General features: G+C 45.3%; 15 protein-coding genes. 9 read left to right on the top strand and 6 right to left on the bottom strand.

Annotation, left to right across the window (positions count from 1 at the left end; translation table 11 throughout):
• Positions 1–2: 2 nt before the first annotated feature.
• The 3 genes from C0Q44_RS29225 to rpiA all read right to left on the bottom strand — a co-directional run bounded on the left by C0Q44_RS29225 (position 3) and on the right by rpiA (position 3048).
• Positions 3–1373, bottom strand: a complete 1371-nt coding sequence (locus tag C0Q44_RS29225; RefSeq protein ID WP_105410649.1) for an ATP-binding protein — start codon at positions 1371–1373, stop codon at positions 3–5.
• Between the two features lie 413 nt (positions 1374–1786).
• Positions 1787–2248 (bottom strand): MarR family winged helix-turn-helix transcriptional regulator, encoded by a 462-nt coding sequence (locus tag C0Q44_RS29220; RefSeq protein WP_105410648.1) that lies wholly within the window; start codon positions 2246–2248, stop codon positions 1787–1789.
• 128 nt (positions 2249–2376) lie between these two features.
• A complete protein-coding gene (gene rpiA, locus C0Q44_RS29210) occupies positions 2377–3048 on the bottom strand; it encodes a ribose-5-phosphate isomerase RpiA (protein WP_105410647.1) in 672 nt (223 codons plus the stop codon).
• Between the two features lie 508 nt (positions 3049–3556).
• Between rpiA and C0Q44_RS29205 the strand changes: the two genes are divergently transcribed.
• Together C0Q44_RS29205 and C0Q44_RS29200 are read left to right on the top strand one after the other, a co-directional pair.
• On the top strand, positions 3557–5299 hold the full coding sequence (locus tag C0Q44_RS29205; RefSeq protein ID WP_105410688.1) for a methyl-accepting chemotaxis protein: 1743 nt from the start codon (positions 3557–3559) through the stop codon (positions 5297–5299).
• A gap of 79 nt (positions 5300–5378) precedes the next feature.
• Positions 5379–9047: a non-ribosomal peptide synthetase family protein gene (locus C0Q44_RS29200; protein WP_105410687.1), complete on the top strand. Its 3669-nt coding sequence runs from the start codon at positions 5379–5381 to the stop codon at positions 9045–9047.
• 124 nt (positions 9048–9171) lie between these two features.
• Here the strand turns inward: C0Q44_RS29200 and C0Q44_RS29195 are convergent, their stop codons facing one another.
• Complete coding sequence (locus tag C0Q44_RS29195; RefSeq protein ID WP_258166621.1) at positions 9172–9792, bottom strand: conjugal transfer protein TraX; 621 nt, start codon at positions 9790–9792, stop codon at positions 9172–9174.
• Positions 9793–10101: 309 nt separating this feature from the next.
• Here C0Q44_RS29195 and C0Q44_RS29190 point away from each other — a divergent pair, with 309 nt between their 5' ends.
• The 5 genes from C0Q44_RS29190 to C0Q44_RS29170 are packed head-to-tail and all read left to right on the top strand — an operon-like array spanning position 10102 to position 14076.
• A complete protein-coding gene (locus C0Q44_RS29190) occupies positions 10102–11547 on the top strand; it encodes a spore germination protein (protein WP_105410646.1) in 1446 nt (481 codons plus the stop codon).
• Positions 11544–12689 (top strand): Ger(x)C family spore germination protein, encoded by a 1146-nt coding sequence (locus C0Q44_RS29185; protein ID WP_105410645.1) that lies wholly within the window; start codon positions 11544–11546, stop codon positions 12687–12689. The genes C0Q44_RS29190 and C0Q44_RS29185 overlap by 4 nt, the downstream gene beginning before the upstream one ends.
• A gap of 47 nt (positions 12690–12736) precedes the next feature.
• Positions 12737–12943, top strand: a complete 207-nt coding sequence (locus C0Q44_RS29180) for a hypothetical protein (RefSeq protein WP_105410644.1) — start codon at positions 12737–12739, stop codon at positions 12941–12943.
• 15 nt (positions 12944–12958) lie between these two features.
• Positions 12959–13477: a GerAB/ArcD/ProY family transporter gene (locus tag C0Q44_RS29175; RefSeq protein ID WP_105410643.1), complete on the top strand. Its 519-nt coding sequence runs from the start codon at positions 12959–12961 to the stop codon at positions 13475–13477.
• Positions 13471–14076 carry a GerAB/ArcD/ProY family transporter gene (locus C0Q44_RS29170; protein ID WP_181151221.1) on the top strand — a complete coding sequence of 202 codons (606 nt, stop codon included), beginning with the start codon at positions 13471–13473 and terminating at the stop codon, positions 14074–14076. Before C0Q44_RS29175 ends, C0Q44_RS29170 begins: the two co-directional genes overlap by 7 nt.
• Positions 14077–14089: 13 nt before the next feature.
• Here C0Q44_RS29170 and C0Q44_RS29165 read toward each other — a convergent pair whose 3' ends face one another.
• Complete coding sequence (locus tag C0Q44_RS29165) at positions 14090–14563, bottom strand: RbsD/FucU family protein (RefSeq protein ID WP_105410641.1); 474 nt, start codon at positions 14561–14563, stop codon at positions 14090–14092.
• A gap of 258 nt (positions 14564–14821) precedes the next feature.
• Between C0Q44_RS29165 and C0Q44_RS29160 the strand changes: the two genes are divergently transcribed.
• Both C0Q44_RS29160 and C0Q44_RS29155 read left to right on the top strand, forming a co-directional pair.
• Complete coding sequence (locus tag C0Q44_RS29160) at positions 14822–15244, top strand: MarR family winged helix-turn-helix transcriptional regulator (protein WP_105410640.1); 423 nt, start codon at positions 14822–14824, stop codon at positions 15242–15244.
• 30 nt (positions 15245–15274) lie between these two features.
• On the top strand, positions 15275–16573 hold the full coding sequence (locus C0Q44_RS29155; protein WP_105410639.1) for an MFS transporter: 1299 nt from the start codon (positions 15275–15277) through the stop codon (positions 16571–16573).
• 163 nt (positions 16574–16736) lie between these two features.
• Here C0Q44_RS29155 and bcbE read toward each other — a convergent pair whose 3' ends face one another.
• The gene (gene bcbE / locus C0Q44_RS29150; protein WP_105410638.1) at positions 16737–18038 is read right to left on the bottom strand and encodes a bacillibactin exporter BcbE; all 1302 of its coding nucleotides are present in this window, start codon (positions 18036–18038) and stop codon (positions 16737–16739) included.
• Between the last annotated feature and the right edge of the window lie 64 nt (positions 18039–18102).

Below are 18102 nucleotides of genomic sequence, written 5' to 3'. Positions count from 1 at the left end.
GATTAATCCTTGCTTACTCGTTGCAGAGCACTACATGCCGTTTGATAGGCGGGAAGCAAAGCATCCAGCAATGGTTCTGCTTTGCGCGGATGGCCTTCCTTGGCGAACTGCTCGATCTGGGCAAATAAGGTTGATAAATACCGAATACCCAGACTCAAACTTCCTGATTTCAGATCGTGGGCTACTTCGGTTGCAGCTGTATGGTCCCCTGACACAATATGTCTGCGCAGCACTTCAATCTTACCCGGTGTCTCGGAACGATACATGTCCAATAACATATCGAGGAGTTTACGATCACCATCCGTGTTTAATTCGGCAATCTCACGCACGATTCTCATATTTAATATCTCTACCGGTTCAGATGATGGATGCCACTTCTGGATCATCGCACTCAGGACTTCCAGTGTAAACGGTTTGCCTATGAAGTCATTCATCCCGGCTTCCATACATTTATCCTTCTCTCCCTGCATGACGTTACCTGTCATCGCAATAATTGGAGTGGAATGACGCATTTCATCCATTTCTATCGAGCGGATTTGGCGTGTTGCTTCCAATCCGTCCATGATTGGCATCCTATTGTCCATGAGAATCAGGCTGTATCTATTGCTTAGAAAAGCAGCCACAGCTTCCTCCCCATTCAGGACAGCGTGCACTTGGGTTATTCCCATTTTTTTGAGTTGCAACATAACCAGTTGTCTGTTAATAACATTATCGTCAGCCAGCAAGATGGATGCGGAAGGAGCTTCGCCACTCTCACACTCATCCTGATACTCCTGAGAAGAGTCCGTATCGGACTTACGTGCAGAATCACTACCGTATCTATTGCCAAATGTGAGTTCGAACCAGAATCTAGATCCTTCCCCCTCCTTGCTGTCGATCCCGATCTGACCTCCCATAAGCGTAACAAGAGACTTACAGATCGACAATCCAAGACCCGTTCCTTCATACTCTTTCGAACGCCCTCGTTCTTTCTGCATGTAGGGTTGGAATAATCGGGTCTGATCTTCTTCAGAGATACCAATTCCCGTGTCTTCAACTTCGAATCGGATGATTTGGCGACTCTCTTCATCTTTAATAAGGGTGACTCGTATCCGTATGGAGCCTTCTGAGGTGAATTGGTTTGCATTCTGAATCAGATTGATAAGTATTTGTGTAATTCTCGTTGAATCCTCTTCAAGTAGAGCAGAAATTCTGGAATCACAGTCTACCGACAACTGATTTCCATTTTTCCTTACTTGGGGTTCGAGCAAACGAACAATATAATGTATAGTCTCTTGCAAATTCAATTCTTCCAGTTCCAGCCGCATCTGATCGGATAATTGCTCAATCGTTCTGCGTAACCTCTGAATCTCTTCGCTCTCATCAGACAACATATCACTCCTCTCCTAATTGCGAGCCATGCCAACATTGCAAAATGTCGCTGGCTGAGTCAGCAATCGTACTTTCCATGTGCCGTTGCAGGATGGCCAGATCCTCTGACGATACTTGATAACCTGCAAGCAGAACTTTCAGCCGAGCAATATAATGGGTAAACAGATCAGGACTCTGTACGAGTACACTTTCTGCTAAATCGTTTAAGCTATATTGTGAATCCTGTTTAGTTCGAATTTTCCGTTCTCACCCAATCGCTCACATTACTTCTATTTTATTATACATGAACTTTTGAGGAGCATTCATTCACGCCATTCATGTATAGAACAATCTTCCTATATTAGATTGAACCATGCAAGTCACTCAGCGAGTAACTGTTGTACTCTTCAAGTTTCACAAAAAAAACTGACCTGCGCTATGTACGCAAGTCAGTTTTCCCCTCTGCTGCCAGTCCCAGTTTCTTCAACATCCGAATCGCAGCCGCCTTTTCTGACGGGTCAAGTCCGCCCAGAGCATCAATGATGACTTGATGATGTTGAGGAAATATCTCTGTAAACAATTGTCTACCTTCTTCGGTTAATTCAGCGTAGATGACACGCCGATCTTCCTTGGAGGGCCGGCGAAACAGTAGATTTTTATTCTGTAACTTATCTACAACATACGTAATATTCCCACTGGACATTAGAACTTTTTCGCCGATCTTTTGCAAAGCCTGTGGTCCCTTATGATATAACAAATCAAGTACGCCAAATTCTGTCGTATTCAGTCCGTGACTCTGAATGTCCCGATTGGAACGTGAGGTCACAGAATTGTAGGCCCTAGCAAGAACCACGAATAACTGTAAAGACAGTTCCCGGTTGTCCTCCGTGTTCAGCATTTCAATAATCCTCCATCAATTGTTTACATTTCGGCTTGCATCTGAAGACAGCTGTTGCTCCCACTCCTCGCGAAGCATTCCCATACGAATTGAATCATAGTACTCCCCGCGAACCATACGGCACGTTATTAAGAACGATGAAGCTCGTCAATCGTGCCGTCCTCTTTCGCTAAGATAACGGTGTTCGCCATACCCACAAAAAGTCCGTTATCAACGACACCCGGCAGCATATTAAGTTGAACATTAAGTTCCGCTGCATGATCAATGACTTTCATATGACAATCCGCAATCAGATTTCCGTTGTCCGTCTGATAACGTTCCTGTCCATCCATCCGCCACTGCGGCTGGCATCCCAATTCCTCAAGCGCCTGGAAGGTCCACTCTGAAGCAAATGGAACTACCTCAACTGGCAATGGGAATTGCCCTAACTTTTGTACTGCTTTGCTGCCATCCGCTACAATAATTAATTTGTCACTATTGGCTGCCACGATTTTCTCACGCAAAAGAGCCCCACCGCCACCTTTAATCAGGTTAAATTCGGGATCTACTTCATCTGCTCCGTCAATGGTCAGATCCAGACGTCCAATCTGGTCAAACGGAACAATGGGGATGCCCCACTCCCGGGCAAGCTTGTCCGAAGCTTCAGAAGTGGCAACCGCTTGAATATTCAGTCCGTCACGTACCCGCTCACCGATTCGGCAGATGGCATAATAAGCCGTTGAACCTGTACCTAATCCAACCTTCATTCCATCTTCAACATATTCTGCTGCACGCTCCGCTGCTATCTGTTTAAGATTCATCTATAAACCCCCGCCTGCTCATAATTTGAGAAATGCATATGTAGTTATTATAGATAAAACCGCTTCCGATGTATATCCATGCCTTCTGTTGCATCTCGGCAAGCTATTCTTTTCCCATGTTTAAGGATGTATTTTTACCCGTCATGTTATAGAATACAGAATGAAGTAAAGAAATGGTAAATTTTTAAATAAACAGTTCTAAATACCTATATTTCACCTGATATGTCCATAAATACGTAAAATATTAAAAAACTTTTAACGAAACTATTCAATTTAACGACATTTTATACGACATATTAGTTATAGATGTGCTTTAATAATTAGACACTTGGTTCAAACGATACATAAGTCTCTACTTAGCGTCTGAAAAACCAAGACCATTGTCGCACAAATTTCCTTGGAGGGGATAACGAAATGATGTAGTTCACTGTACCAAAGCAACCCTAAAGTTTCTTAATTTAAAGAAGATCAGGAGTGGAATTTAGTGAAATCATTAAGTTGGAAGAGCATGTCGTTTTTCTCCAAAAATCTGTTACTCTCTTTTACTAATATCATTATCATCGGGGTAGCACTGATTGCAAGCAGTTATTATTTTCAGAAAACCGTTCTTGTTGATCAGTTGCATGGACAGGTGGCACAAATCACCAAGAAGTGGGCTGAAGATATCAATCCCACTGATGTACAAGCTGCTATTACGGAAGGCAACTATGATGGAACAACACAAACCAAATTACGAGCGTATTTTGATGAAATGCAACAATATTATCCTAACATTGCACAAGCCTACATCTTCGGTGTTGAGCTCGGTGGTGACAACAAGAGGTTAACTTCCCTTGTAGCGATGCCGACCAACCTTAGAGAGGCTTTTCAAAGCGAGAATGTAAATATCGGTGACATGTATGAGCAGCCCGTGGTGGTAGCCAATGCACTGAAAGAAATGATCAATACGGATCGACCTACATTTACAACGTTCTATTCCGATGATTTCGGAACTTGGACTACGATTGCTTATCCAATCAAAGATAGCAACGGTAAGATTTTCTCTTATTTCGCCGTTGATGCGGATGCAACAGCCGTACCTGCAGGATTAAACTCATTGCTCAAGAACGGAATTATCATCCTGATTGCCTTCTTGTTATTATTCCTGATTATTCAATATCTTGTTGTTAAAAACACGCTGTCCCCTATTCGTCACTTAATCAAAGGAATTGATGACGTAAGTCGGGGTAATTTGAATGTCAACATTCCGACAGGCAAGGACGATCTGGGACTCGTTAACGAGAAGTTCAACACGATGGTTCGCAAAATCAACGATACGATCGTTAAAGTACAAATCACATCACAAGAAGTGAATCAATCTGCCAAAGAACTATATGAAGTTTCCGAACGAAACAGTGAGAACGCGGATTCCATCAATAACAACGTTACCCAAATCACTTCTAACATTCGTTCACAGGAGCAGGCAACCCGGGATAGTGCGCGCGCCATGTCTGAGATGGCTACCGTAATCCAGACCATTGCCAGCAGCTCAGCAAGTGTAGCGGATGAAGCCTATGAAATGGAACGTCGTTCACAGCAAGGTAACAGCGTGGTCCGTCAGGTATCCGAGCAGATGAACCTGATTACGGAATCGGTGAAGAATACCGCTTCTGCCATTGAAGTACTTGAGAGTCGCTCACAGGAAATCGGCGATATTCTCAATATCATCTCAGGAATCTCCAGCCAAACGAACTTGCTTGCTCTCAATGCATCCATTGAAGCAGCGCGTGTTGGTGAAGAAGGAAGAGGATTTGCCGTTGTCGCAGGTGAAGTACGCAAACTTGCCGAGCAGTCTGAACAAGCGACTAGCCAGGTTGGCGTGTTGATCCAAGAGATTCAGGCTGGAATCAAACAAGCTGTTCGTGCCATGGAACAAGGTACGTCAGAAGTAGATACAGGGCTTAGCGTAGCCGAACAAACAGGTCAGTTGTTTGAAGATATTCTGGAAGCAGCGAAAAAAGTTTCCAACCAGATTCAGGAAGTTTCAAGTGCTACGGAAGAAATCTCTGCGGGTACGGAGGAAATGACCGCTACAGCTGATGACTTGTCTTCCAGCGTAAGTAAAACAGCAGACAGCAGTGAACAAATTTCCTCATCTGTTGATGAGCAAAAAGCCTCTTTGATTACACTGGTAGACTCTTCCACACGACTGAATGGCATGTCTGAGGAACTACAGGAACTGATCTCTCATTTCAATGTAAGCAAACAATAATTCAAATCCACAAACATTCGGTTTAAACCAAGGAGGAATAACTGAAGTGATTGAAAACCAAACATCATCTTCCCATTCCATGGAATCCAGCCTGCCAGTTCTTCAGATTCCACTGGATTATGGGCGACGTCAACAATCATTCTCTTATGATTCTGCTCAAATTACATTACAAGCTTCTCTGAGTCATGAACTTAAACAGAAGTTTGGAGAACAGATGGTGTACCCGGCACTCCTCTCAGCTTATGCAGCCTTGTTATTCCGATTGTCAGCTGAACCGGAACTTGCCATAGGTGTCCTTGCTCCCGATCAGGCAGCTTCCTATCTTTCATTACAGATTCAGGGCCAATTGACCTTCAGCGAACTATGTCATCAGGTTTCAGAGCAGCTCAAGATCGATTATACGCTGCAAACCGGTGGATATCCTGAAACGTTGTTTATGCTGAATAGCGTACAGTTGCCTCAAGCTCCACAAATATTGAATTGGAACATTCGGGATGATCAGAGCTTGCTCATTCTCGATCTGTTCTATGACAGTTCACTTTTGAAAGAGTCCACCGTACTGAGATATGCAGAATATTATCAGACTCTTCTACTCGCCCTCTTGCGCGATCGTGATAAAGCAATCGGTGCAGTAGATATCCTTTCGGCCTCAGATCGATTGTTGTACAGAGAAATGAATGATACTTCCGTAATCGAACCAGCGAATCAGACGATTCATGGCTGGTTCGAAGCAACGACTGCAGCTTATCCAGATTCACCGGCGATTACATCCCCATCTGCACGGTATACCTACAGAGAATTGAACGAACGAGCCAATCAGGTCGCACGTGTTCTGATATCCAATGGATTGCAGAAAGGGGAATTCGTCAGTATCTATATGGATCGAAGTCTGGAGACCATCATCTCCCTGCTTGGTATTCTGAAGGCTGGTGGTGCATATGTCCCAATCGACCCTGAGCATCCACAAGAACGTAACAGCTATATTGTAGAAGATACGGCATCTTCATTCGTTCTGACAACGGAAGCCTCTTATGCGAAAGCATCCAGTCTATTCTCCAGCATTGCTACGGTCCGCCAGATTCTATCTGTGGATGGTCGTCTAGCCGGATTTGCAGCAAGTAACCCTAATCTCGGTATTCTGCCAGATGATCTTGCGTATATCATCTATACGTCAGGATCTACCGGTAAACCCAAAGGTGCACTGATCGCCCATCGGGGTGTTACCAATCTTGGCAGTGTGGTTCAGCGTGATTGTGACATCCAGCCAGGTGATGTATTAACCCAGTTTGCTACATACAGCTTCGATGCATCCGTGTGGGATACCATTGGCGCCTTGTTCTATGGAGCAGAATTATATTTGTTGTCTGCAGATGAGCGTGTATCTGTTGAAGAATTCGCAAGTGCAATTGAGCGAACAGGCACAACGATTATTACGATATTGCCTACGATCTTCTTCAATCAGCTCGCTTCCTACTTGTCCGATGAAGGTTTCCACAAGCTGACCAAAGTCAGAATCGTTACCGTAGCCGGAGAAGCTCTCTATGGTGAACAGGTTCGTGCCTTCCAGCGCAAATTCGGAAACCAGATTGATATTGTGAATGTGTACGGGCCTACCGAATGTACAGTAGCCACCGCCACTCACCGCATCAGTGAACAGGTTTCCGAACATGTGGTTAGCATCCCCATCGGTAAACCGATTCATAACTACAAAGTATATATTGTTAATGAAGAACAACAGCTCTGTCCAGTAGGCGTACCTGGTGAGGTCTATATCGCTACACCTGCACTCGCCAAAGGTTACTTGAATAAGCCAGAGCGCACAGAGCAGGCATTCATTGAAAATCCGTTTGCGATGGGTGAAAAGATATATAAATCCGGTGATATTGCCAAATTGCTAAATACCGGGTTGCTGGAATATGTCGGTCGCAGTGACTCTCAATTGAAAATTCGCGGTCACCGGATTGAGATCGGGGAGATTGAGGATCACTTTGCCCGCCTTGCTCAGATTCAGAATGTTGCGGTCATTCCGAAGAAAGAATCGGACGGACAAAATATGCTGGTTGGATATTTCACATCGAAAGATGGCAGTACCCTTTCTGTTTCGGACATCAAGGCAGAACTGACCGAGAAACTTCCTTCTTATTTTGTACCGAAATGGATCTGTCAGCTGGATGACATGCCGATTGCACCGACCGGGAAAATCAATCGTAAAGCGATGGTATCCATGCCTCATGTGGAACGACATGTAGATCGCCCTGACCGGGTGATGCCAGAAACGGCGACGGAATCCGTTATTCTGGACGCATGGAAAGAGATTCTTCAGCACGATGACTTCGGTGTCGAAGACAGCTTCTTCAACATCGGTGGTGATTCACTCCGCGTCATTCATGTACTGGTCATTCTGAAGCCGCATTATCCTCAGTTGAACATTGCCGACTTCTTTGCCGAAAAAACGATTCGGGCTCTCTCCCGTCGTGTGGAAACACTCTCTCAAAGTACAGCAGAAGTTGCTCCTGCGGCCGTAAGAGATGGCAGGATTACACAGTTATCCGAACATCCTGTAGAACTGGCATCCCAGCTCGGATATCCGGTAATCCGTGAACCTGAGCATGTGCTACTGACCGGAGCGACTGGATATCTGGGCTCTCATGTGCTGCAACAGTTAGTTCTGAACTCCAGTACACGAATCTATACCCTTATTCGTCGCCCAACCAATGGAATGACTGCCATGGAACGTTTGACTAAAGTGTTTGAAGGGTATTTCGGAAAACAACTGACTGACCAACTCGCAGATCGCGTGGAAATCATTGAAGGGGATCTTGAACAACCTGACCTCGGTCTTTCGGCTGAACAAACGGCTTATGTTAAAGAACGAATTGACCGTGTCATTCACTGTGCTGCAGACGTACGTCATTTCGGGGATGCCGAGCAGTTCGCCAAAACGAACGTGGAAGGAACGGTCGCTTTACTGGATCTCATTCGCAGCAAACCGGGGGCTTCCTTCCATCATGTGTCCACGATGGGTATTCCGGAAGACCTGGCGCTCAGCGGACAGTGGGAATCCTCATTGAACTACGATCGTTTCCCGGCTGACTTGCATGTGGACAACCTGTATTCGGACAGCAAGCTTGAAGCTGAGAAAGTGATCATGATTGCTGCAGAGCAAGGTGTGCCTGTCAGCATCTATCGTGCAGGTAACCTCACTTGTCACTCGCAGACCGGACGCTTCCAGTCCAATATTGATAGCAACGCTTTCTATCGGATGATCAAAGCGATGTTATTGCTGGGCAAAGCTCCTGCCGCCGACTGGATGGTTGATTTCACACCTATCGACTATGCCAGTGAGGCTATCGTTCATCTGGCATTACGTCAGGATACAGCAGGTCGTGTATTTCACATCTGTAATCCGGAGCCAATCCGGTATGATGAGTTAATCCGTGCGGTGAATCGGGCTGGTTATGAGGTTGAAACGCTACCTTTCGGGGAGTACAGCCGTTGGTTGTTTGATGCCAGCATCAGCAAGGAGCCGGAAGCTCTACAGTTGGCCATTGCGCAACTTGAAGGCGACGGTGCGAAGGATTCGGCGTATGTCTACGCCTGTCCTGTAACCACTGCTTATGTGGAACCTGCCGGAATCACATGTGCGAGAACGGATGATCGCTTCATCTCCGCGATGTTGGATTACGCCGTTCAGATTGGGTATTTCCCGGCTGTGATTCGGCCGCAACATGATACTTCTACAACATAGGAATACGTTCACTTTATCAATAGCCTGTAGTTAAAATAGGTAACACAAATAAGCCACGTTCATCGTCATTCACTGACGAGAACGTGGCTTATTTGCAGCTTTGCTATAATCTTGAATCAGCTTGTTACATCCAGCGGATTAGTGCAATGATGGCAAGATGAGCCGGATAGAAATAACGCCATACCCATCGCGGCCCCTTCATGCGCAATCCTGATTGGTAATACTGGGCGATGGCGATGCCTGCGGTTGCCAACACACTATACATCTGAACTGAACTGTTGTGCAGCATCAGGTACAGCACGTTTAATATTACATGTGCCACTACAAGTACAGGCCCTTGGAAATAACGGAATAACAGAACTAATAACAGCCCATACATCCCATAATCCATCTGACTCACTTCCATGAGCCACCCTGCTCCGATTACGATCGGAATGGCTAACAGGCGTGATGGCAGTTTATCGAGAACCAGCAATACCAGCAGGGCTGACCACAGGGTCCATACCACGTTCAGAGAGTAATGATTGAAAGCAGCCATGAACGGTACTTGCGATATCAACGCAATCCAGAACAGACGCCATATGTATTTTCGTACGTCTCGTGTATGTTTATAACCGATATACACTGCAAAAGCATAGATTGGAAAAGCAATACGTCCTACGATCCTCAGCTCCAGAATATGTGGGAAAAAGACAGCTCCGATATGATCAATCAACATTGTGATCATGGCGATCCATTGCATCATGTTAAGATTCCCCTCCCTCTTTCCCGACTTTACGGGCCTACCCTGTATTCTTATAGAATAAGTTCATAATACATGAACTTGGTATCCCGTGCACCTTTAGCATTGAGACAATCTTCTCAAGTATGTATTTTCATTTTTATTGTAAAACACCTCCCTTACCTTCCCCCATTCATCATCTGTATCAAAGTTTGTAGTTTATCTCTATTACCGCAAAATTCAATCCGAAGAGTATATTTCAGTCAAAGCAATGCACACTAATAGTCACGCTCATAACTGACAGAGTCAAAAGCAGTCAGGAGGAAGGGAACTATGAAAGAAAGCATTCTTCTACAGGTACAATCACGCCTGATCGGCGTAGCAGACATGATCTATCAACCCCTTCAGATCGGGCCGATCCGCTGTACTCTGCTCTATATCCAATCCATTGTGGACACACAGTCCATGCGTGAAGCCATTATCAAACCTTTGCTCGAAGAAGCTGCACGCAACGAGATTAGCCCCGACTTCATCGGTCGTGTGGTGAGCGGGACCTTCTTTTCACTCGAAAACCGACAGGGGGATTCGGCAGAAATTCTGGTAGATGATATCGTATCCGGTAATGCCGCACTTTACATTGAAGGCATGTCAGGCATGATCGTCTTCTCGATTCCAAATTATCAGAAACGCTCCGTACCGGAATCATCCAACGAGGTGGTCGTTGTTGGACCCCAGGAAGCATTTATTGAAGACATTCACGTTAATATGTCTCTACTGAGACACAAGATCAAACATCCTGATTTGAAAACAATCAAATTCACGATCGGTAAATATACCAAAACCGAAGTTTTTGTCATTTATATCCAAGGATTATGCAAATCCGACATTCTGGAGAATGTATTAACCAGTCTGGGTGAGATTGATATGGATAGTAGTCTGGGTGTGAGCTATCTATCTGAGTTTCTGGAAGATCACCCGCTTTCACCTTTTCCCCAGTATCAATATACCGAAAGACCAGATACCGTTGCCGCAGCACTGGTAGAAGGACGTATTGGAGTCATGCAGGATGGAACACCGTTTTCACTGCTCATTCCAGTCACATTCTTCTCATTAATGCAATCTTCAGAGGATTATTATCAGCGGTTTCATTCGGCTTCGTTTATACGTATCATTCGGTTACTCTTTGCCGTTATCGCCTTTTTGCTACCTTCTGTATATGTGGCTGTCACCACATTTCATCCCGAGATCATACCCACTAATCTGCTTATTACGATTGCATCTGCCAGAGAGAACATTCCCTTTCCAGCGTTAATTGAAGCTCTCATTATGGAGATTACCTTCGAAGGGTTACGAGAAGCGGGGATTCGCATTCCCAAGCCGCTTGGACAGACAGTATCCATTATTGGCGGGATTGTCATTGGACAAGCAGCTGTACAGGCAGGCATAGTGTCAGCTCCACTCGTTATTGTTGTGTCCATTACAGGTATTGCTGCGTTCATTATTCCGCATTTCGAGTTGGGACTGGCATTCCGACTGCTGCGCTTCCCTGTCCTGTTCATGGGCGGAACGTTGGGACTTTTCGGTATTGTCATCTCCATCTATCTGCTTTATTGGTATATGGTCAGTATGCGCTCCTTTGGCGTTCCCTACATGCAACCTTTTGCTCCACTAGTACTGCGTGATTTCAAGGATACGTTTGTTCGGGTTCCCTGGTTCCAGATGAAAAAGCGAACTAAAGCCTACACCACCGATAATGAAACGAGGCAGGATACATCATGAACTTCCGCAGGTTCCTGAACGTTGGCGTGATTCTCACATGCTGTCTATTCTGTAGCGGATGCTGGTCCAAAGTTGAGATTAATGAGCGTACCTTTGTCACTGCCATGTACGTTGATAAGGCGGATACGCCCGGAGAGATTAAGCTTACGCTTAACATGCCACTCCCCAACAGAATTTCTCCTGAAGGCAGTGGATCAGGCAAAGAACCTTATGCTGCAGTTTCAGCTACCGGACCCACGATTGCCGATGCCATAGAGAGAATTCAGACAGACCTTACACGCAAAATTTCCTGGGGCCATACACGTGTTATCGTCTTTGGCGAAGCTTATGCACGTGAGGGGATTGAAGATACGATGGAATGGATTGCACGTCAACCCTTGTTCCACATGAGCAGCTACGTCATGGTTGCTAAAGGTAAAGCCAAGGACATATCTGATTTAACTCCAGTATTTGAGGCAAGCCCCAGTGATGTGCTTCAGGAATTTTCGACTGAGGAGAATCTGTTAAAAACCCAGATGTTAAGCATATTTACAGCAGATAAAATGAATCAGGGATTCGCCACATCCATGCTTAGTCCTCAACAAGTCTCTATGGTTAGTGAAGCGGGAGAATCCAAAAAGTGGGTCAGCCAGATTGGCGGCGCCATATTCAGACAGATGCGTATGGTTGGAACACTGACCGACGATGAGGCACGTGCAGTATCCTGGGCAGAACAAAAACTGGACTCAATGACCATGGCTGTTCGAACCCAAAAACAAAAAGCCAGCCTGACGATGTACAGCATGAATTCTGTTATTCAAGTAAAAATTCACAATGGCGAACCTCTCTTCCTCATCAATCTGCAAGGCAAAGCAGAGCTGAATTCCGTGATCCCGGTTCTAAAAGCCAAAGACATTGTTGGTCTGAAAGACATTGAACAAGCAGCTAATGAAAAAATGAGCGCTCATCTTAACCATGCGATTCAACGCGCCAAACAGCAAGGAGCCGATATATTGATGCTGGGATATAGACTCGAATGGAAATACCCAAAGTTATGGGACAAGCTTCGTCCTACATGGAACAAGTACGTAAAGAACGACCTTCAATATAAGGTCAATACGAACATTAATATTCAATTTGTCGGCTCGGAGTCAAGCTTCTAGCTCATCTGAGGGTAGCGTTCAATGGTCTTTCCAAGGAGGTTACAACCGTGTTAGCTGTTTTAGTATTCGCAGGATTATATTTGTTGGATTGGCCTTCGGTAAAAACAAGTAAGAAACCCATCAGATGGGCCTATTTCGTACTGCTTGGTCTTTTTCTCATATGGAACACACTGGCTGTAAGCTGGTCTGCTTGGCCTAATCCCAATGATGTGATCCAGCTCGTCTTTGGCTGGATTGATCGTATGGTTGAATAAGGGAGGAGATTGTATATGAACCATCTGACCGCGGGACAGGCCTACCGCTTTATGTTTGTTTATCTGTACTCTGAACCCGTTGCCTTTCTTCTGCAACGATTGTTCAAAATGAGCGGCTATCAGGGATGGTTATCTACCATCGGAGGTTTTCTAATCAGTCTGATCTTTCTCTTCTTCACATACCGTTTAGGTTCCATTAACCCGGACAAACCCTGGATTTCCTTTGGAGAGGATATCGTGGGCAAGGTTGTGCATCGTTTTTTCATTGGGATGATTGTGTTGCTCTGTCTGTATTTGATATCTATTGATGTGGAGAATTTCATCATCTTTCTGCAATCAATGTATCTTCCACAGACGCCGATTTGGTTAACATCAACCCTTACATTACTATGCATCTGTCTAACTGCACGCTCAGGACTGGTCACCATTGTATTTATGTCAGAGGGCATTTTTCTGGTGCAGCTCTTCACTTCTACCTTCCTTATTCCAGCTGTTGGGGGTGGGGGAATCCCGGAATATTGCTTGCGATGGTAACCCATCATGATTGGACTGAGCTGGTGATGGGTTCACTTGCAACCATGCCCTGGTTCTCCGAATGGATGTTATTCCTTTTCCTCGCTCCGACCATTGCATTCAGGCGCCCCATGCTGAAAAGCATGTTATGCGCTGGTGGAACCGTTGTTATATTCATTGTTGTGTTCTGGGTGTTTACCCTCATGAACTTTGGCCCGTATGTTGCCGCAAGTCTTCGCTATCCTTTGCTGGAGATGATACGTTTCGCAAGATATGGAGATTTCCTGGATAATCTGGATCCCGTGCTAATCGCTATCTGGTCAACAACCATGTTTACCCGCAGTTCGTTTCTACTATATGTAGCATCTGTCTGTCTCTCCAAACTAAGTGGGGTCAGACAACAGAAGTCTGTCGTGTATCTGATCGGGGGCACCGCCGCCGCCATTGTTATGCAATATGCCAGAGATGCCGCGTCTTACGAGTTGGCGATCCGTTCATATGTGATTCCTGTTTATACCGTGCTTATCGAGTCGATGCCTATCTTGTACGTTCTGGTTTACTGGCTACGCAATGTCAAAAACAAAAAGGCGACCAAAGCATCAGCTGCTCCGTCGCCATAATTGCCATAATTCTTCAGTTCGATTTCGCATTCTGCTGTTGCTGACAAGAATCAGAATCAGGAAAGATGACGCCTTTCTTCAGAATGAGATTAGCATACTGCGCACGCTCACCGGTGGCAACAATTACATAGGCTCGGGAAGCACGCTCATAAAAATCAAATCGTTCTTCATGATCCAACGCATCCGTGAACCCTTCGTATTCTTCAATCAATCGGCGATAGTCTTCCCAGATAATCGGTATTAACTGATCCCCTTTCACAACCTGCATGACAGCAGCCGGACGTTCGGCATAGGTATCCAATGGATATAATTGCAAGATGGCTTCCAGCAGTTCGACGACTCCCAGTGCATCACAGCGTACCAGTCGCCGGGCATGACTGGCGGCCGGGAAATTTCCATCAGCCAAAACCAGCTCATCCCCATGCCCCATTTCAGACATGATTTTGAGCAACTCTGGAGGTATTATAGCGGGAATATTCTTCAGCATACGCAGCTCTCCTTGGTCATCTCCAACATCAGTTAGAGCGAATTGGACTTTAACAATCTACAAATAATCTGGATTCTCACTAGATAGAAGCGTTTTCATTACTATTCTATCAGGATTTTTGGTTCTTTGCATCGCGCCTGCCTCCGTGTGCTATGTGAATTATCCATTTTGACAAAAATACTTGTTTGACATATAGTTGTTATAACAACTAATTGATTAGGACATTCTATTGAACAGAAAGCGAGGGTACACAAATACATGGACTATTCACTGGAGCAATCCGTCGGATTCATGTTGGGTTTCACGCACCGTAGAGCCGCTGCCTTACTTGCGACGCGGTTCAAACCATATGATATTACGACAGAGCAATTTTCTGTCCTTTTTAATGTTGACCGGGGTGAGGGCGTGAACCAGAAAGAATTGGCTGCACGAGTCTTCAAAGACCAACCAACTACCGCACGAATCATTGATCTGCTTGAGAAGAAAGGCTGGGTGGAACGCCGAACCAGCGAACAGGATCGCAGAGCTTATCTGTTATTTCTCACCAAGGAAGGCAAAGCGTTAATTGATATCCTCGTTCCGATCGAAAGAGAAATGAATAAAGAACTTGCCGAAGGTATACCCGATGACCAGATGGAAGCATTTAAACATACTCTTTCCCTCATTAACCGCAATCTGTAATGAATCACAACTCAGGGGGAATACATCAACATGAAAGAACAATCTACACAAGTTAAACTTTGGACTACCGATTTTATTCTGCTGATGCTGTGCAACTTTTTGCTATTCTTGCAGCTGCACATGATCGTCTCTCCGCTTCCGTCCTATGTTCAGGAGCAATTCCATGCCAATGCGTTTGAAGTCAGTCTCTTCACCTGTCTGTTCGCATTAAGCGCCATTGCAGCCCGGCTTTATTCCGCGAAGGCACTGGAGAAAGGCCTTCGCAACGCCATGATCTATATTGGCCTATCCGTGGCCCTGCTAGCAACGCTCGGCTATTATTTTGCTGCTGGCATAGCTGTTCTGTTATTGCTAAGAATGTTGTTTGGTATCGGATTTGGTATGAGTAGCACCGCTTTTCCTACAATGGCCTCGGACATTGTACCCGTCAAACGAATGGGTGAAGGCATGGGTTATTTTGGGCTATCCACAAGCCTTGCAATGTCTATGGGTCCAATTATAGGGGTTACGCTGCTTCAGGGTGCGGGATTTGTAACCTTGATGTTATGTACTGCCGGAGTCATCGCTGTCATCTATCCACTAAGTTATACGTTGACACGTAAAAAAGCAGCCAGAACCGATAGCAGTGCGAATATAACACCACAAGCTCTAACAACCGTTTCGGGAACGAAAACCAGACCGAAGACGCCTTTCAACCGCAAGTTGATCCTCCCAAGTGTGCTGAATTGCCTCTTATCCATCACCTATGGTGGACTTGTCGGATTCATCGTCTTGTATGGCAAGGAAGCCAACCTCGCTAATCCTGCACTGTTCTTTTTATTTAACGCACTCGCCGTTCTATTGGTCAGACCCTTTGCGGGACGAATCTACGACAGCAAAGGTCCAAAAGCATTGCTCATACCCGGAGCCATATTCATTGCTGGCGGACTTATTATGCTCTCCTACGCAACTTCAATGTCCATCCTGTTCATTGCCGCCTTTATCTACGGGATCGGGTATGGTTCCATGCAATCGTCACTACAGACCTGGATGATTCAGGTTGTGTCTCCTTCTCAACGGGGAATGGCTAACGGCATGTTTCTGAACTCGCTAGATCTGGGTATTGCCACCGGTGCGCTTCTTCTTGGTGCCATTGCATCCATAACCAGTTATACCGATATGTATCGTTATTCCGTGATGTTCATGATTCTGTTCTTGCTCATTTATTTGATTCAGGGGAAACGAAGCGGAAGCTTCGCCATAGAAAGTCATCCTGTTCTGGCTCATACTCATGTTCCAGCTAACGGGAATACCGAAACGAACCCGCCGGATAAAAGCCGACAAGAATGAATATTGATTGAATAATTAAATCAATCCTACTGTATATAAAAACGCGTTTACACCGAGAAAGCAAATCGATACTTTCTCAGGAGTAAACGCGTTTTTTATTGAGACAGTATTCAATTAAAATTAAAAGTCGGTTCGGTAATGAATCGTTGCTGGGAGTGACTCGTTAGAATGGACTTTTCTTGCGACGTATGGGTGCATATCCTCTGCTCGTCTCGATCTTATCAATGTGCCGTTCATCCTGTTTTCGTCCGCTTCCTAACGTAGGCTGATCGCCCTTATCTGGCTTGACTGCGAATAATGTGAGCAGTCCACCCACTGCTCCGGATGCGGCAAGTACACCAAAAAGCAAAAAATGATGAGAGCCGATCAGTAATGACACGACAGGTGGACCGAGTGATACGCCAATGAATCGCATGCTACTGAAAAGAGCCGTAATTGTACCCCGTTGTTTCTTATCTACACCTTCTGTAATCAAGGCATCCAGACACGGCAACGTCGCTCCTATTCCAGCACTTCCCAATGTGAAGAGTCCCACTACAACATAGATATTATCAAAAATCCCTATAACGCCGAGGGATACCGTCAGAAGCACAAGTCCTGAGAATCCAAGCCATTTCATTCTTGTTTTGTTCTTCCCAATCCATTTTCCTGCCAGAAATGAAGACAGACATAACATTGCTAGAGGGATAGCAAGAACAAGTCCCTTAACAACACCTTTCATGGCAAATTCGCTCTCCAACGTCTCGGACAGATAATAAAGTACACCAAAGATGACAAACATGCAGATTCCGCCGATCGCAAACAACGCATATAGCCAGCGTCCCTTTTCTTTCAGTACATCCCGAATGGAAGCCACAAATTCTGTAATGGTAGGAGGTTTTTCTTTTTTCTTGGGTGTTTTCACCAGGAAAATAACCAGGATCAGTGAAAGCAAACAAAGAACAGGAATAGCCATAAATGGTGAATACCACAACCATACAGCCAGCGCTGCACCCAGAATTGGACTTAACACTTTACCGAACGTATTCGACGTCTCAATAATCCCCAGACTTTTGCTTACCTTGTCCTCATCATCGAACATGTCTCCGACCAATGGGATGACGATGGGGAATGCACCCGCTGCGCCGATTCCTTGTAATAGCCTGCCTCCCAGAATCGTCCAGTAGGCCACATTTCCGTCCAGAATCCATGCTGCTATCCCTGCAACAGCACCTCCGGCGGCTGCGATGATGAGGCTGGGAATAATGACTACTTTTCTGCCAAAACGATCGGACAAATATCCTGCGAGCGGAATAAGCAGGATGGCAACAACAGCGTAGACTGTAATGAGCATACTGACCTTGAATGCAGACACCTTCAGTTCACGTTCGATCTGTGGCAAGATCGGTATGAGCATGGAGTTTCCCAAGGTCATAATTAAAGGGATGGAAGCAAGTGCGACGAGGTCCCACTTTTTATCGTTCATACCACAACCACCTTTACAGATTCTACACACATCTGCATTATTGTGGTTGTTTCCGAGTTTGTTT

It is taken from the genome of Paenibacillus sp. PCH8 (assembly GCF_002968835.1).
Taxonomy (GTDB): Bacteria; Bacillota; Bacilli; order Paenibacillales; family Paenibacillaceae; genus Paenibacillus.
Note: the sequence above shows the minus strand (reverse complement) of the source record. Positions and strands in the feature narration are given on the sequence as shown.

What these genes read in the sequence shown, in the direction of transcription:
- C0Q44_RS29225 (WP_105410649.1), bottom strand. Translation starts at nt 1,373, where the DNA reads ATGTTGTCTGATGAGAGCGAAGAGATTCAGAGGTTACGCAGAACGATT.
- C0Q44_RS29220 (WP_105410648.1), bottom strand. Translation starts at nt 2,248, where the DNA reads ATGCTGAACACGGAGGACAACCGGGAACTGTCTTTACAGTTATTCGTG.
- rpiA (WP_105410647.1), bottom strand. Translation starts at nt 3,048, where the DNA reads ATGAATCTTAAACAGATAGCAGCGGAGCGTGCAGCAGAATATGTTGAA.
- C0Q44_RS29205 (WP_105410688.1), top strand. Translation starts at nt 3,557, where the DNA reads ATGTCGTTTTTCTCCAAAAATCTGTTACTCTCTTTTACTAATATCATT.
- C0Q44_RS29200 (WP_105410687.1), top strand. Translation starts at nt 5,379, where the DNA reads ATGGAATCCAGCCTGCCAGTTCTTCAGATTCCACTGGATTATGGGCGA.
- C0Q44_RS29195 (WP_258166621.1), bottom strand. Translation starts at nt 9,792, where the DNA reads ATGATGCAATGGATCGCCATGATCACAATGTTGATTGATCATATCGGA.
- C0Q44_RS29190 (WP_105410646.1), top strand. Translation starts at nt 10,102, where the DNA reads ATGAAAGAAAGCATTCTTCTACAGGTACAATCACGCCTGATCGGCGTA.
- C0Q44_RS29185 (WP_105410645.1), top strand. Translation starts at nt 11,544, where the DNA reads ATGAACTTCCGCAGGTTCCTGAACGTTGGCGTGATTCTCACATGCTGT.
- C0Q44_RS29175 (WP_105410643.1), top strand. Translation starts at nt 12,959, where the DNA reads ATGAACCATCTGACCGCGGGACAGGCCTACCGCTTTATGTTTGTTTAT.
- C0Q44_RS29170 (WP_181151221.1), top strand. Translation starts at nt 13,471, where the DNA reads ATGGTAACCCATCATGATTGGACTGAGCTGGTGATGGGTTCACTTGCA.
- C0Q44_RS29165 (WP_105410641.1), bottom strand. Translation starts at nt 14,563, where the DNA reads ATGCTGAAGAATATTCCCGCTATAATACCTCCAGAGTTGCTCAAAATC.
- C0Q44_RS29160 (WP_105410640.1), top strand. Translation starts at nt 14,822, where the DNA reads ATGGACTATTCACTGGAGCAATCCGTCGGATTCATGTTGGGTTTCACG.
- C0Q44_RS29155 (WP_105410639.1), top strand. Translation starts at nt 15,275, where the DNA reads ATGAAAGAACAATCTACACAAGTTAAACTTTGGACTACCGATTTTATT.
- bcbE (WP_105410638.1), bottom strand. Translation starts at nt 18,038, where the DNA reads ATGAACGATAAAAAGTGGGACCTCGTCGCACTTGCTTCCATCCCTTTA.